This is a genomic window from Grimontia kaedaensis (assembly GCF_023746615.1).
In the GTDB taxonomy this organism is placed as follows: Bacteria; Pseudomonadota; Gammaproteobacteria; order Enterobacterales; family Vibrionaceae; genus Enterovibrio; species Enterovibrio kaedaensis.
The window spans coordinates 2,297,572-2,311,602 of sequence record NZ_CP082275.1 but is presented as its reverse complement, the minus strand read 5'-3'; the positions used below and the strand labels follow the sequence as shown (position 1 = coordinate 2,311,602).

Annotated in this window: 13 protein-coding genes, 1 tRNA gene and 1 other RNA gene; 3 read left to right on the top strand and 12 right to left on the bottom strand. The window is 47.2% G+C overall.

All coding sequences use genetic code 11. From position 1 onward, the window contains the following. The first annotated feature begins 24 nt into the window (after window positions 1–24). On the top strand, window positions 25–297 hold the full coding sequence (gene yccX, locus K6Q96_RS10490; protein WP_251875591.1) for an acylphosphatase: 273 nt from the start codon (window positions 25–27) through the stop codon (window positions 295–297). 40 nt (window positions 298–337) lie between these two features. On the opposite strand, the gene K6Q96_RS10485 is transcribed toward yccX, so the two are convergent. The 6 genes from K6Q96_RS10485 to K6Q96_RS10460 all read right to left on the bottom strand — a co-directional run bounded on the left by K6Q96_RS10485 (window position 338) and on the right by K6Q96_RS10460 (window position 5,949). Beyond that, entirely contained in the window at window positions 338–667 is a 330-nt protein-coding gene (locus K6Q96_RS10485; RefSeq protein ID WP_062661065.1) for a TusE/DsrC/DsvC family sulfur relay protein, read from the bottom strand. A 92-nt stretch (window positions 668–759) separates the two neighbouring features. Continuing rightward, window positions 760–1,425 carry a Bax inhibitor-1/YccA family protein gene (locus K6Q96_RS10480; protein WP_251875589.1) on the bottom strand — a complete coding sequence of 222 codons (666 nt, stop codon included), beginning with the start codon at window positions 1,423–1,425 and terminating at the stop codon, window positions 760–762. A gap of 213 nt (window positions 1,426–1,638) precedes the next feature. Next, window positions 1,639–2,388 (bottom strand): amino acid ABC transporter ATP-binding protein, encoded by a 750-nt coding sequence (locus K6Q96_RS10475; RefSeq protein ID WP_002539046.1) that lies wholly within the window; start codon window positions 2,386–2,388, stop codon window positions 1,639–1,641. 18 nt (window positions 2,389–2,406) lie between these two features. After that, on the bottom strand, window positions 2,407–3,507 hold the full coding sequence (locus K6Q96_RS10470; RefSeq protein WP_251875587.1) for an amino acid ABC transporter permease: 1,101 nt from the start codon (window positions 3,505–3,507) through the stop codon (window positions 2,407–2,409). Between the two features lie 3 nt (window positions 3,508–3,510). Continuing rightward, window positions 3,511–4,719 (bottom strand): amino acid ABC transporter permease, encoded by a 1,209-nt coding sequence (locus K6Q96_RS10465; protein WP_251875585.1) that lies wholly within the window; start codon window positions 4,717–4,719, stop codon window positions 3,511–3,513. 84 nt (window positions 4,720–4,803) lie between these two features. After that, window positions 4,804–5,949, bottom strand: a complete 1,146-nt coding sequence (locus K6Q96_RS10460; protein WP_251875583.1) for an amino acid ABC transporter substrate-binding protein — start codon at window positions 5,947–5,949, stop codon at window positions 4,804–4,806. A gap of 554 nt (window positions 5,950–6,503) precedes the next feature. Here K6Q96_RS10460 and K6Q96_RS10455 point away from each other — a divergent pair. Together K6Q96_RS10455 and K6Q96_RS10450 are read left to right on the top strand one after the other, a co-directional pair. Then, window positions 6,504–6,594, top strand: a tRNA-Ser gene (locus K6Q96_RS10455). A 44-nt stretch (window positions 6,595–6,638) separates the two neighbouring features. Beyond that, window positions 6,639–6,783: non-coding RNA, RtT sRNA (locus K6Q96_RS10450), on the top strand. 68 nt (window positions 6,784–6,851) lie between these two features. Here K6Q96_RS10450 and K6Q96_RS10445 read toward each other — a convergent pair. The 6 genes from K6Q96_RS10445 to K6Q96_RS10420 form a co-directional block, all read right to left on the bottom strand. Beyond that, complete coding sequence (locus K6Q96_RS10445) at window positions 6,852–7,835, bottom strand: FUSC family protein (RefSeq protein ID WP_256481717.1); 984 nt, start codon at window positions 7,833–7,835, stop codon at window positions 6,852–6,854. Between the two features lie 163 nt (window positions 7,836–7,998). Further along, the gene (gene gltS / locus K6Q96_RS10440) at window positions 7,999–9,225 is read right to left on the bottom strand and encodes a sodium/glutamate symporter (RefSeq protein ID WP_251875578.1); all 1,227 of its coding nucleotides are present in this window, start codon (window positions 9,223–9,225) and stop codon (window positions 7,999–8,001) included. Between the two features lie 279 nt (window positions 9,226–9,504). Beyond that, window positions 9,505–10,725, bottom strand: a complete 1,221-nt coding sequence (locus K6Q96_RS10435) for a glycosyltransferase family 87 protein (protein ID WP_251875576.1) — start codon at window positions 10,723–10,725, stop codon at window positions 9,505–9,507. A gap of 142 nt (window positions 10,726–10,867) precedes the next feature. Next, window positions 10,868–12,670, bottom strand: coding sequence for an amidohydrolase (locus K6Q96_RS10430; protein WP_251875574.1), 1,803 nt, complete (start codon window positions 12,668–12,670; stop codon window positions 10,868–10,870). 77 nt (window positions 12,671–12,747) lie between these two features. Then, window positions 12,748–13,761 carry an adenosine deaminase gene (locus tag K6Q96_RS10425; RefSeq protein ID WP_251875572.1) on the bottom strand — a complete coding sequence of 338 codons (1,014 nt, stop codon included), beginning with the start codon at window positions 13,759–13,761 and terminating at the stop codon, window positions 12,748–12,750. Window positions 13,762–13,866: 105 nt separating this feature from the next. Continuing rightward, entirely contained in the window at window positions 13,867–14,013 is a 147-nt protein-coding gene (locus K6Q96_RS10420) for a hypothetical protein (protein ID WP_251875570.1), read from the bottom strand. Window positions 14,014–14,031: the final 18 nt, after the last annotated feature.

Below are 14,031 nucleotides of genomic sequence, written 5' to 3'. Positions count from 1 at the left end.
ACACTAATACAGGAATGGTGATAAATGTCACAAATATGCGTCAAGGCAACCGTCTCTGGTCGAGTTCAGGGCGTTGGGTTCAGGTTTCACACGGCTCACGAAGGCTTGAAGTTGTCACTGAGTGGTTATGCGAGAAACGAAACCGACGGTACTGTGACTGTTTTAATGTGCGGTGACGAGAAGAATGTTGAGGCTTTGTTAACTTGGCTGGACAAGGGACCACCGACAGCAAACGTTACGAATTTGATACGTGAGTATGTTGATTGGCAGGCGATTGATGGCTTCTCTATTCAATAGCAGACATTGGAAACGCAAAAAGGAGCCAAAGGCTCCTTTTTTAAATACATTTTACTGGCTTTGGCAAACCCGCTAGCTTGGTCGCTTGCTTTGCTGGACCTTTAGGGAACAACTTATACAAGTAACGGCTGTTACCTTTTTCCGGGCCATACTTTTGTTCCATCGACTTCACCAGGAGGCGAATGGCAGGGGAGGTGTTGAACTCTTTATAAAAGTCCTGCACGAAGTAGACCACTTCCCAATGCGCCTCAGTCAACTCGATGTTTTCCTGTTCAGCCAGCATCGGAACTAACTCTTCATGCCAATCAGCAAAGTTTTTCAGGTAACCCTGAGCATCGGTCTCGATTTGTTTACCGTTTAATTCCAACATGGATAACCTCGTATTTCGAACGCGCAAAGGATAATACCTAAACAGAAACAAAAAAAGCTCCCGAAGGAGCTTTTTCAAATCAATATGTTCGGTTAATCGTCGCCACCGAAAATGCCAAGCAGTTGCAGCAGGCTCAGGAACAGGTTGTAGATAGACACGTACAGGCTGATTGTCGCGGAGATGTAGTTAGTCTCACCACCACGAACGATAGACTGAGTGGTCAACAAGATAACACCTGTTGAGAACAGCACGAAGATACCGCTGATTGCGACAGACAGCATTGGCATTTGCAGGAAGATGTTTGCAATCATACCCACTACCAGCACAACGAAACCAGCCAGCAGCATACCGTTCAGGAACGAAAGGTCACGCTTGGTAGTTAGTGCGTAGGCTGAACACGCCATGAAGGTTAGTGCTGTGCCACCCAGTGCCGGAGCAATTGCCCAGCCCATACCAGCACCTACATACATGTTTAAAATAGGGCCGAGAGTGTAACCGGTGAACCCGGTGAACAAGAAGGTAAACACCAGGCCCATTGAGTTGTTCTTGTTCTTTTCAGTCAAGAACAGCAGACCGTAGAAACCAACCAGAGTGATGATGATACCTGGGTAAGGTAGGTTAGCAGCCATTGATACGCCGGCTACGAGAGCCGCCCATACCAGAGTCAGTGACAACAGAAAGTAGGTGTTACGCAGTACTTTGTTTGTCGCCAACGCACTCTCTTGTGTTTGACTGGCTGAAACAAAACGTTCGTTCATAGGTTTCTCCCAATGGGGTACATATAGTATCTATTACGACATTAATGGCGTCTTCGGCTTAATTTTTCAAGTCACAATTGTCGCACAAATGATAATAATGCGGCTTAGCCTCTGAAAATACTAAAGTATCGTGCCATACGGTCGCATTCGAGTTTGTAAATAGATGTTAATAAGCCGCTGCACCCAGTAAGTGTAGCGGCTTTTTATTAACAATTAGTGATGCAGGATTTGACTGAGGAAAAGTTGAGTTCGGTCCGATTGAGGGTTGTTGAAGAACTCCTCTGGAACGTTTTCTTCAATAATTTCACCAGCATCCATAAAGATCACACGGTCAGCTACTTCTTTCGCAAAGCCCATTTCGTGCGTCACACACAGCATGGTCATGCCTTCTTCTGCCAGCTCAACCATGACATCCAGCACCTCACGAACCATTTCTGGATCGAGAGCCGAAGTTGGCTCATCAAATAGCATGACGTTAGGGTTCATGCACAGTGAACGGGCAATCGCCACACGCTGCTGCTGACCACCAGACAATTGACCTGGGTATTTGTCAGCCTGCTCTGGAATTTTTACACGCTCGAGATACTTCATGGCGATCGCTTCTGCTTCGTCTTTCGGCATCTTCTTCACCCAAATAGGGGCAAGGGTACAGTTTTCCAGAACCGTTAGGTGAGGAAAGAGGTTGAAGTGTTGGAAACACATTCCGACTTCTTTACGCACCGCTTCGATGTTTTTCAAATCGTCCGTCAATTCTGTGCCTGCAACAACGATCGAGCCTTGTTGATGCTCTTCAAGACGGTTGATGCATCGAATCATGGTGGATTTACCTGAGCCTGAAGGACCACAAATAACGATTTTCTCACCTTTCGCGACCGACAGGTTGATGTTTTTCAGTACATGGAACTGACCGTACCATTTGTTCATATCAGTCAGTTTGATAACAGGGGCGTCTTGTTGACTCATAAATACAATCCTTGTTCTTTATCGCTTGTGACCGGTATGAAGCTTGTTTTCCAGATAGATACTGTAGCGCGACATGCCGAAACAGAAGATCCAGAAAACGAGAGCAACGAACACGTAGCTTTCTGTTGCGAAACCGAGCCAGTTCGGGTCGGTATTGGCGGCTTGGCCGACACCTAGTACATCAAACATACCGATAATCAGAACCAGACTGGTGTCTTTAAACAGACCGATAAAGGTATTTACGATGGATGGAATCGTGATTTTGAGCGCCTGAGGAAGGATGATGAGATTCATCTTCTTCCAGTATGTGAGTCCGAGGGCGTCAGCGGCTTCATACTGGCCCTTTGGAATTGCCTGAAGGCCACCACGTACTACCTCTGCCATGTATGCCGAAGCAAACATGACCACACCAATCAGTGCGCGCACTAACTTGTTGGTTTCCGATTCACCTGACATGAACAGCGGCAACATCACCGACGCCATAAACAGAACGGTGATCAGCGGAACACCACGCCATGCCTCGATATAGACGGTAGACAGGCTTCGGATGATAGGCATTTCTGAACGTCGGCCCAGTGCCAGCACAATACCGATAGGCAGTGAAATCACGATACCCACAATGGCAATGATCATGGTGATCAATAAGCCACCCCAAAGGTGCGTTTCCACTTTAGGCAGACCAGCAACATCACCAAACAGCAGGAAGACCGCCATGATGGGGAATGCCACCAAGAACAGCAGCAGAATCCAACCGCGTTTTGGCGTTTTTTCGTATATCAGCAGTGCCGTGAAAATAGCCAGAATCGCGTAGAAGAGTTTAGGACGCCAGAGTTCTTCACTCGGGTAGAACCCGAACATGAACTGCTCAAAGCGAACATTAATGAATACCCAACAAGCGCCATCACTTGTACAGTCTTCCCTCGTTGTGCCAACCCAGTCTGAATTCAAGAACGCCCAGTCGAACACAGACCATAGCGCCATGATGGCGATATAGGCCAGCACGACTGTCATCACTGAATTCAGCGGGCTAGAGAAGAGATTTTTTCTCAGCCAACCGACCGCACCTACCGTATTAGGTGGTGGTGGCAGATCAGGTTGAAACTCATGTTTTCTTGTCATGGGTTACCTCTCAACCAGTGCCATCTTGGCGTTGTAAATATTCATAAGCAAGGACGTTAGTAGGCTGAGAGTTAGATAAACCCCCATCGTCATAGCGATAATCTCGATAGCCTGACCCGTTTGATTCAAGGTCGTACCCGCAAACACTGACACCAGATCCGGATAACCGATAGCCATCGCTAGTGATGAGTTCTTTGTCAGGTTCAGGTATTGGCTGGTCAGAGGTGGGATGATGATGCGCATTGCTTGCGGGATAATAACCAATCGCAGTGTTTTACCGCGCGGTAAGCCCAATGCCATCGCTGCTTCTGTTTGTCCATGGCTCACAGCATTAATACCGGAGCGCACGATCTCTGCAATAAAAGAGGCCGTGTAAATAGACAATGCGAGTGTTAACGCCGCTAACTCAGGGATAATGGAAATCCCTCCGCGGAAGTTAAACCCTTTCAGCTCTGGGTATTCCAGTGATACCGGCATACCCGCAACGAAGAACGCTATCAGCGGTAATCCTATGATGGCTGCCAATGAAATGGTAAATACCGGCGTTTGTTCACCTGTTGTTTCCTGTTTGCGTTTTGCCCATTTGGCCAGCACAAAGCTGAAAACCAGCGCAGCAGCTAACGCAACAAAGATGATGGTGGAACCTTCCTCAAAGACGGGACGGGTAAAGAACATACCTCGCACGTTAAGGAAGAAGGATTCACCAATACTGATACTTTCTCTTGGGGATGGCAGAGCTTGAAGAACCGCGAAATACCAGAAGAAAATTTGAAGAAGCAACGGGATATTTCGGAAAATTTCAATATAAACCGCAGCAAAACGGCTTAGCAGCCAGTTGTTCGATAGTCTCGCGATACCCATCAGAAAACCGATGATAGTTGCAAAGACGATACCGAGCACGGAGACCAACGCGGTATTTAACAGGCCAACGAAAAAGGTTCGGCCATAAGAATACGTTTCATCGTACTCAATCAGCGTCAAACCAATCCCAAATCCCGCTTCCTGTGTCAAAAAATCAAACCCTGTAGCAATACCACGTGACTCAAGATTGGTCAGGGCATTGTTGACGATGGTGTAGACAAAAAACACCAGCGCGATAATAGCTACAGCTTGGAATACGACAGAGCGGAAGGTCGGATTGTAAATGATGCTTTGCTTCTTCTCAGGTCGTGCGACGGATCCTGAGTTCAGCGCATTATCTTTAGATGCCATACATCTGCACCTCTATCCTTATAACGTTAATTATGGGGCACAGAATCCTGTGCCCCAGCATGCGTTTATTAAACGAACGACTTATTAGCGGATAGGTGGCGCATACAGGATGCCGCCGTCACTCCAAAGCGCATTCACACCACGTGAGATTTGCAGTGGAGAGTCAGAGCCGACAGTGCGCTGGAAGCTCTCGTTGTAGTTACCTACCTGTTTGATTACTTGGTAACCCCAGTCATCATTCAGGCCGAGACCTTTACCTTTAGGACCGTCTTGGCCCAGGATACGGCGAATGTTTGGATCTTTAGAGTTCACCATCTCATCGACATTTGCAGAAGTGATGTTGAATTCTTCACCATTGATCATGGTGTTCAAGGTCCATTTAGCAATGTTGAACCAGTTGTCATCACCTTGACGAACAACAGGACCCAGAGGCTCTTTAGAGATGATTTCTGGCAGTACAACAGCACTGGCTGGATCAGCCAGCTTGATGCGTGATGCATACAGACCAGATTGGTCAGTAGTGAGTGTATCACAGCGGCCTGACTCAAAGCCTTTTACAGTTGCATCGTACGTATCGTAAACCACTGGTTTGAAAGACATGCCGTTAGAGCGGAAGTAGTCAGATAGATTAAGCTCTGTCGTTGTACCCGATTGAACACATACCGACGCTCCATCAAGCTCCAGAGCGCTCTTCACGCCCAAATCTTTTTTCACCATGAAGCCCTGGCCGTCATAGTAGTTAACGCCAACAAAGTTCAAGCCCAGAGTACCGTCACGTTGCAGTGTCCAGGTGGTGTTACGGGAAAGTAAGTCGATTTCACCAGATTGCAGCGCGGTGAAACGCTCTTTCGCTGTCAGGGGAACGAATTTAACTTTACTCTTGTCGCCAAGTACTGCAGCAGCCATTGCCTGACAGAACTCAACATCAATACCTTCCCACTCGCCGTTAGCGTTAGGGTTAGAGAAGCCTGGAAGACCGGTGCTCACACCACAGCTAATAACGCCTGCTTTCTTCACTTTCTCCAGAGTATTTTCACCTTGGGCAGAAGGAGCAGGTGCCTGTGCAGTGCTCGCTTTTGCTTCAGACAGTTGCTTCTCGAGCGAAGCTACCTGCTTTTGAAGGTCGTCGATTTGTTTCTGACTTTCAGCGCTGTTACCACCGCTATCACAGCCTGCAAGCAGTAGAGCTGAGAGCACTGCGAGCCCGAGTGTCGACTTTTTATTAACCATACCTATCAATCCTTTATTGGTTATTACTGGTTTGTTACTCATGGACAAGGCTCATAAGAGGCAAGCAGCCTAAAAATGATGTGAACCTCGTAAAACCATTTCGAAGTTTTATTAACACATAGTTAACAAAATTTAGTATAGGGGTTGAAAACATGGGCGCAAATTGAACAGTTTAGAGGTGTGATCTAGGCATTGATCTTCGAAGAAATGAGACATTTTTTGGGAGAAAATGTGAAGAAGTACAACACCTAACATGCTGTTTTTATGTAAATGAGAGGTGAAAATGTTTAACGAATAATCAACACATGGCAACAACGCCATTACCCGATTGTTTTTTAGGGTTTAGTTGTGACTAGAATACTGTCTCAAGTTTGATTAGATGTTTATGCACTTTCAGATTCAATATAAAGCTTATTTAGGGATAACTGATTGAATATGTGTCAGGAGCTGAAGGGTATATGCACATGATGGCTTAAATGTATGCATTCGAACTAAAATGCATAAATAATGGGTTTACACCATGCAAACTGCACATTAGTATACGCAGCACTTACGGAGAGATGGCTGAGTGGTTGAAAGCACCGGTCTTGAAAACCGGCATACGTTAATAGCGTATCTAGGGTTCAAATCCCTATCTCTCCGCCACATTAGCAAAGGCCGCTGAACTATCAGCGGCCTTTTTGCATTCTGAACCCTCGCAAGATATAGGGTGAAGAACCCTAGACTCTAGGTTCAGCCGAGCGAAGCGAGACAACGTTGCCCGGCGAAGCCGAATAGGCAACGGCCCGCAGGGAAGGGCGCGAAGCGACCGCATAAATCCCTATCTCTCCGCCACATTAGAAAAGGCCGCTTAATTATCCGCGGCCTTTTTCGTTTCTATCAGTATTGATTTCGATCTCCACTTATCGATACTGGAAAAGTTTCTTGCCTGCTACGGTAAGGTGCACCAACTGTCTAGCAAGTTCGCGATTCAACCAAAGATAACCGTAATAACTGATGTCACTCGCATCATCATCGTCAGACAATTGGTGTTTGGGTTTGAGGCTCATCAGGAGCAAAGATTCTGAATCCAAGATATTGACTTCACGGTTCACCAGGCCATCTCTCAGCGCATCAAATTGTGACGCTAACTCTTCCTTAGCCGTTTTCAATCCATCAAGATCGCCGATCTTCTCTTTCCCTTGTTGGCTATCCCAGTTTGTGCTCATCAAGGTTTCCAAGTCGGTATGAATGCGTTTTTCTATGGAAAGAATAGAGACCAAAACAGGCTTTAACGGGCCGGATTCTCTCGCGGCATGTGGCAGTAAGCCTTGTTGCTTCTCAATCAGGTTAGACAGCGAAATGGCATTTTGTGGGACAAATGTATTGTCTGACATGGTTTCATTGTGTTGATGATAAAACTGACCGCATTGATGGCAAAAGGATTCAAGTAGGTAGATGAATTGATCGGTAGCTCTGGCTGGAAAAACATAAAGACTGGCGAGAATCGACAATACTGCTGACCAAACAACGTTGAGAATACGCCAGCCTGCCGCTTCAAAATCGGCTGGGCCACCACCAGCCACGATCACTATGGTTATCGCTGCCATGAGTGCAGCGTAAGCGTATTTCTCTTGCGTGAAGTACATAGTGCTGATAAGTAGGCCAAAAAAAGCGAGGTGATGTGTCCAATGATATTGCGGAGGGATAAGGAAAAGGGCTAACCCTACAGCGGCTCCAGCGACCGTGCCCCAAATTCTCTGGTTTGCTTTGGATACCACACCACCAACAAAGGGAATTGCACCGAGTATGGTGACCGCGGTGATCAGCGCCCAGTAACCATAAGGAAGGTTGAACTGTCTGACAATCACGAGGATTAATCCCATTACCAATGCGACCCTCAGCATATAAAGCAGCCGTGAATGTTGAATTGCAAAACTGCGGTAATGGGACATAGCGAAATGCGCTGGAAGAATGATGCAAAAAGCTTATTCACAGTCGTGCAAATTTGCTTTTCTAATAGTGCGACAGTCAGGAATAGACAAATCCCCGCCCAAAGCGGGGATTGTGTTAGCCGATGAACGTCAGCGTTGTCTGTAAAATGATGAGGTTGACGATATCAATAAAGAACGCGCCCACAATCGGGACCACCATGAAGGCTTGCGGTGAAGGGCCAAACCGGTTTACCACTGAACCCATATTCATCACGGCGGTCGGCGTTGCGCCTAAGCCAAAACCGCAATGGCCGCTGGAAATGACTGCGGCATCATAATTTCTGCCCATCACTCTGTAGGTTATGAAGTAGGAGAACAGCGCCAACATCAATGACTGCACTATCAGAATCGCCAGAAATGGCAGCGCCAGGTCGAGAATGTTCCAAAGCTTCAGGCTCATTAGCGCCATGGCAAGGAACAGTGCCAGTGAAACCGTACCCAAAATATCGACGGTTTCCACATCCAGCTTTTCTACTTTAGTCACTTCGAGAACGTTGGTAATGACTACGCCGATAAATAGGGCATAAACAAAGTCAGGGATCATCAGCCAGCTGATTTCAAAACTGCTGACCCACTGCTCGAGATACTTTGCGCCTGTCACACAGATCAACAACACAAACAGGGTTTCGATGACTTTTTTCGCGGTGACTTTGTCCTGCTCATTCTCGTTATACGTGACCAGTTCAGGGAATTGCTCATGCGTATTGTTGGTGTTGCCGTACTGGGATTTGAGTTTATTCTTTTCAACCAGACGTTGAGCAACCGGGCTGCCAATAACGCCGCCCATCACCAAGCCAAAAGTGGCGGATGCCATGGCAATCTCGAGCACATTCTCCAAGCCATAAACATCCTGAAAAGTCTGAGACCAAGCGGCACCAGTACCATGACCGCCAGATAAGGTAATGGAGCCGGCAATCAAACCCATCAGCGGGTCTAGCCCCAGCGCAGTCGCCATCGAGATACCAATGCCGTTTTGCAGCACGATATATAGTGATGCAACACCAAGGAAAATAAAGACTTTCGCACCGCCTTTTAGAAGCTGGGTATAGTTCGCTGCCAGTCCGACGGTTGCAAAGAACATCAGCATAAAGGTGTGCTGAAGCGGAAGATGAAACTCCAGCTCAATACCATTGAAATGCAGTGCAGTAATTGCACCAGCCACAACCAAACCACCGACAATGGGCTCAGGGATGTTGAACTTCTTAAATACGGATACGCGGGCGTTAATAAAGTGTCCAAGGAAGAGTACGAAAATCGCAATCAGGAAGGATTCGAGTGCGCCCACGGAAATGAGTTGATTCATAAAGCCTCTGTGTTCTCATCATCGTCCGTAATGAGTGAGAGTCTTCGTTCTAGCGCGCTATGGAGAGAGTTTTTGACTAAATCTGGTGGCGGTATCCGTAACCGCTAGCGCTTGCTGGCTTAAAACAGGGCGATGTTATCTCATATTGTTGAATAGAATGACAAGTCTATCCGGGAAAATATTCACTCAGATTATGTAGGATTGGGTACAAAAAAGACCGCGCCAAAAAGGCGCGATCTTCTGTTTTTAGGAAGAGTAGGTAGGGTCAACAGACCCTACCTAGCGTTGCGGAAACAGTTTATGCCGATAAGTCGCCACGATGAAGGCAATCAGAGGATAAAACCAAATCAGGTGATTAGCGTGGATCTCCTTGAAGGTGACCTCAATGATGATCAGTAGCAAGGTGAAGCAGACGAGGGTTTCCTCGGTGGATAACGTCCGTCCAAAGTTTCTTACCAGCAAATATACCAAAGCACTGAGTTGTGCGAGTGGGAACAGTACGTGCAGTACTGGTGGTGTAATGGAGTACAAACTGGTGGAGTCATAGTTGAGGCCAAACCGGAGAAAGAAGACGTTCTCCATCAGGCTTTGGTAATCCCATGCAAGGAATGCCATCATCGGTGTTACACCAATCACGCACCCTGCCAGAAACATCATTCTGATGTCTTTCCGAAGGAACATGGCGAGCAGGAAAGCGGCAGGGGAGAACTTGGTGGCAAACGATAATCCCATCAAAATACCAGCCCAAAGCCACTTATCCCGCTGTGCGAATACCATTCCCAAAAGTAACAGGGAGACTGGATAGATGTCGTTCGCACCAACCTGGAAAACCTCGTACCAAAGACGTTCCGGCAAGAAAAATAGCATTAAAGCGACAAGTACAGTGCTCCGGACTTGCCAGCGATTTTGATCTTTCATGTTGCCGACGATAAGCAAGCACATGGAAATAGCTGCAATGGCGAGAAAAACCATACTCATGACTTTGTAACCAACCCCCGGGAAAAATGCAGAAGGTGCATAACCAAGCAGCATTGCCGGACCGTAATGAAAGCCTCTGTGTTCGGCAGCGAGCTCTGGCCTGATGTTGATTTCCTGACTGAGGTAAGGGTTTTCACCTTGGAGGAAAAAGAGTCTCGCTGCGTGCTCCGTGGTATAGCCAATGTCTACAGTAGGTGCGGTGAAAAGGGCATCGCCATAGCCGTTTAACATACGGTAGAAAATGGCAATAACAACCAGCGAGGCAAACAGGGCTTCACCAATAAACAGAAAATTGGGGAGGGACTGAGTTTGTTGACGATGCCTGAAAAGGGTTAGACAAAGCGCGAATAGTCCACTGAAACACAAAAACTTGGTGAAAGGCTGTCCCCAGTCATAGGTCTGGAAAAGTCGATAAATGCAGTAAATAAAGACAACAGAAAACAGCACCGACGATGCTGCCAGTGCAAGATTGAGGAGGTTTCGAAACGTAAGTCCGTTCTCCAAAGTCGTTGTAAAGCGCATAGCAAACCCCTGTGTGTGAACACTGGAACCAGTGTTCAGGATCATGCTCGGCTATTTTATCCCCTATCAATAAGCCTATACCCAAACGAAACAGGCTGCACATTAATGGCAGCCTGTTTTTGCAGCTTTCTGACTTTTTTGCCTAGTGCTTATGAGGGATCAGGCCCGCAATCATCATAGTATGAGAGGCGAGTTTCTGGCATCTGGTCGAACTGGCACAGCTTTCCAAAGCCGTTTTGTCGTTGGCTTTGGTATAAATGATTTTCCCGTTCTTAATCGTTGTTAAAACAGAAATGTTCGCGAGTTTCATTGGGTCGATGGTGAGAGGATTATCTGAAAGTAGAACCAAATCGGCGACCTTGCCTACTTCAATCGAGCCTTTAGTGTCTTCCTCAAAATGTTGATAGGCAGACCAGATGGTTTGCGCTTTCAGAGCTGTCATTGAAGAAACTCTCTGATCTTTACCCAGAATGCGACCGCTACGTGTAATGCGGTTAACTGTTGCAGAGTAGACCCTCATCGAATCCGGGAAGGCGACCGGCGCATCATGATGGGAAGTGAAAATCATGCCTCTATCTAGTGCCCAGCCCGTTGGGGAAATGTTCTCAGCACGTTCATCACCCAAAACGGATTGTGCATGCCAGTCTCCCCAATAGAAGGTGTGCATAGGGAAAAACGACGGGATAACGTTGAGGTCTTTGAACGCCTGAACCTGATCTTCACGTGCAGTTTGTGCGTGAATAGCCACGAATCGACGCTCTTTTACGCCGTATTTCGCTGTCGCATTCTTTATTGCGCGGATGTACTGGTCAATCGATGCATCACCATTAGCATGGGTGAGAAGTTGCCAGCCGTTTTCCATCGCCATGCCGACATACTTCTCGGCGTCTTCATCAGACATGATGGCGTAACCACGGTAGTCAGCATTTTGGCCCTCTGGTGGAATAAGATATGGCTTGGTCAGCCAGGCAGTTTTCCCCTGTGGCGAGCCATCCAGCGTCAGTTTGACGCCGCCTAAGCGAAAGCCGTTAGTATAGGTGTCGCTGAGATAGGGCGCTTTCAGTGTCTCGGTACCGAGTTGAATGTCAGTGTAGGCCACAACATCAATGGGGAGAGGGTCATGCTGGGCTATCTCATACATGGTTTTGATGCTGTCGGACATGGACCTACCTTCCTGCGCCGTGGTGTAACCGTATTTGGCGTACAAATCCATACCTGCACGGAATAGCATTTCGTTTTCATCGGGGCTGATTTGCGAAAATAGCGGGATCAAAGCGCCAAAGAAAGCGGACTCTTCCAGTACGCCATTGGGTTCGTCACTCCCCTTCACACGGCGAATAATTCCCCCGGGAGGGTTCTTGCTTTTCGCAGTGATCTTCATCATGTCCAGCGCCTTGCTGTTCATCACGCCAAGATGCCCTGATTGGTGAATGATCAGGATGGGAACGTCGGTTGAGACTTTATCAAGATCAAATCGCGTCGGATGTATCTTTTCTTTAAGCTGGGAGTCGTCATAGCCAAATCCAATGATAAAGTCCTGCGCTTTGTTGACAGGCACTTCCGCCCATTTTCTAAGGGCTTGCTGCAAACTCGCGATATCAGTCACGGGACCATCCGGCGGCGACAAGAGGTTCGCAGAAACCGCCTGCAAACCGGTATTCATCACGTGGCCGTGGGCGTCAATAAATCCAGGGATCATTGTGAGTCCCTTTAAGTTGACAACCTTGGTTTTGTCGCCTTTTAAATGCAACACATCGGCATTTTCCCCGACTGCCAAAATCTTCCCATTCAGGATCGCTACCGCCTGAGCCTCAGGCTGAGCGTCATTCACGGTAACGACCTGCGCATTATGGTAAATAGTGTCGGCAAAAGGCTTGGGTGGACTGGTCGCTAAGACTGGAGCGGAAACAAACAGCGCTAAAACGGCAGCGATTGAAGCTTTCATAGAGACTCCTCAGGAAAGACAAGACGGGCCAAGCCCGCCTTTCATTCAGGTTGTTTGGGTATCCAAGCTGATTGGAATCAGTGTATGCCGTGTTTATCCCAAAAGTCGTCCAGATTTTGCATCATTTCCTGCTTGCGCTCATCAGATACAAATGAGGCCTCAATAGCGTTACGGGTAAATTGCGCCAACTGCGATAGGCTGGGTGACAGTGCATTATTAAGGGCAATGAAATTGTCTGTCATATAACCACCAAAAAACGCAGGATCGTCAGAATTCACAGTGACACAAAGACCTTGGTCCAGAAGAGTGAGAATGTTGTGCTCCTCCATTTTGTCGAACACGCGAAGCTTGATGTTAGATAGCGGGCAAACAGTCAGTGGTATTCGAGAAAGTGCCAGAGATTTGACGAGTTTAGGATCCTCACTGCTTTGAACTCCGTGGTCGATGCGGCTGACATGGAGCAGATTTATGGCATCCCAAATATTGCTAGGTGGCCCCTCTTCACCCGCGTGGGCTACGGTTTTTAGTCCAAGCGCTCTGGCTTCAGCAAAAACGCGCTCGAATTTTTCCGGTGGGTGCCCAAGCTCAGAGGAATCTAGACCAACACCAACAAGGCGATTGAGGTGAGGTTTCGCCATTTCGAGCGTTTCAAAAGCAGCTTCTTCTGATAAGTGGCGGAGGAAACACATAATGAGTCTACTGGTGATACCCAGCTCTTTTTCGCCCTGACGGAGCGCGTGATAAATGCCATTAATAGCGGTATCGAAGGCAATACCTCTCTCAGTATGGGTTTGTGGGTCAAAGAAGATTTCCGTATGCATGACGTTGTCAGCTTTGCAGCGAAGCAGATAAGCCCAAGTCAGATCGAAGAAATCGCGTTCGGTAATGAGGACATTGGCACCTTGGTAGTAAATATCGAGAAATGATTGAAGGTTATGGAAGTGATAGGCGCTTCTGGCTTCCTCAACGCTGGAATAGGGCGTTGAAATACCGTTCCTTTCTGCTAACTCAAACATCAATTCTGGTTCTAAGGAGCCTTCGATATGAAGGTGTAACTCGACCTTAGGTAAACACCGGATAAACTTTTCCATCGTCTTCTCCCTGTTTGTAACTATCTGAAAAATATAAATTGGAAGGGCAAAATCTTGAGAATGGAATGCTGTATGGATAAAAGCTAGTTGGTGTTGACCCATCGGTCAAATTTTAGGGGTTGCATCTAGGGTCTGTTGACCTTTGGTGGTTAAATTATGTTCTATCCATAAGCGTTTCATTGAGAATGCGACGCTAAAAATGGCTTTGGATTGCCAGTTCGTATTGAGGTGAGTATGTGCTTTTGCAGTCATGCCGATTCCAGATTTTGT

What these genes read in the sequence shown, in the direction of transcription:
- yccX (WP_251875591.1), top strand. Translation starts at nt 25, where the DNA reads ATGTCACAAATATGCGTCAAGGCAACCGTCTCTGGTCGAGTTCAGGGC.
- K6Q96_RS10485 (WP_062661065.1), bottom strand. Translation starts at nt 667, where the DNA reads ATGTTGGAATTAAACGGTAAACAAATCGAGACCGATGCTCAGGGTTAC.
- K6Q96_RS10480 (WP_251875589.1), bottom strand. Translation starts at nt 1,425, where the DNA reads ATGAACGAACGTTTTGTTTCAGCCAGTCAAACACAAGAGAGTGCGTTG.
- K6Q96_RS10475 (WP_002539046.1), bottom strand. Translation starts at nt 2,388, where the DNA reads ATGAGTCAACAAGACGCCCCTGTTATCAAACTGACTGATATGAACAAA.
- K6Q96_RS10470 (WP_251875587.1), bottom strand. Translation starts at nt 3,507, where the DNA reads ATGACAAGAAAACATGAGTTTCAACCTGATCTGCCACCACCACCTAAT.
- K6Q96_RS10465 (WP_251875585.1), bottom strand. Translation starts at nt 4,719, where the DNA reads ATGGCATCTAAAGATAATGCGCTGAACTCAGGATCCGTCGCACGACCT.
- K6Q96_RS10460 (WP_251875583.1), bottom strand. Translation starts at nt 5,949, where the DNA reads ATGGTTAATAAAAAGTCGACACTCGGGCTCGCAGTGCTCTCAGCTCTA.
- K6Q96_RS10445 (WP_256481717.1), bottom strand. Translation starts at nt 7,835, where the DNA reads ATGCTGAGGGTCGCATTGGTAATGGGATTAATCCTCGTGATTGTCAGA.
- gltS (WP_251875578.1), bottom strand. Translation starts at nt 9,225, where the DNA reads ATGAATCAACTCATTTCCGTGGGCGCACTCGAATCCTTCCTGATTGCG.
- K6Q96_RS10435 (WP_251875576.1), bottom strand. Translation starts at nt 10,725, where the DNA reads ATGCGCTTTACAACGACTTTGGAGAACGGACTTACGTTTCGAAACCTC.
- K6Q96_RS10430 (WP_251875574.1), bottom strand. Translation starts at nt 12,670, where the DNA reads ATGAAAGCTTCAATCGCTGCCGTTTTAGCGCTGTTTGTTTCCGCTCCA.
- K6Q96_RS10425 (WP_251875572.1), bottom strand. Translation starts at nt 13,761, where the DNA reads ATGGAAAAGTTTATCCGGTGTTTACCTAAGGTCGAGTTACACCTTCAT.
- K6Q96_RS10420 (WP_251875570.1), bottom strand. Translation starts at nt 14,013, where the DNA reads ATGACTGCAAAAGCACATACTCACCTCAATACGAACTGGCAATCCAAA.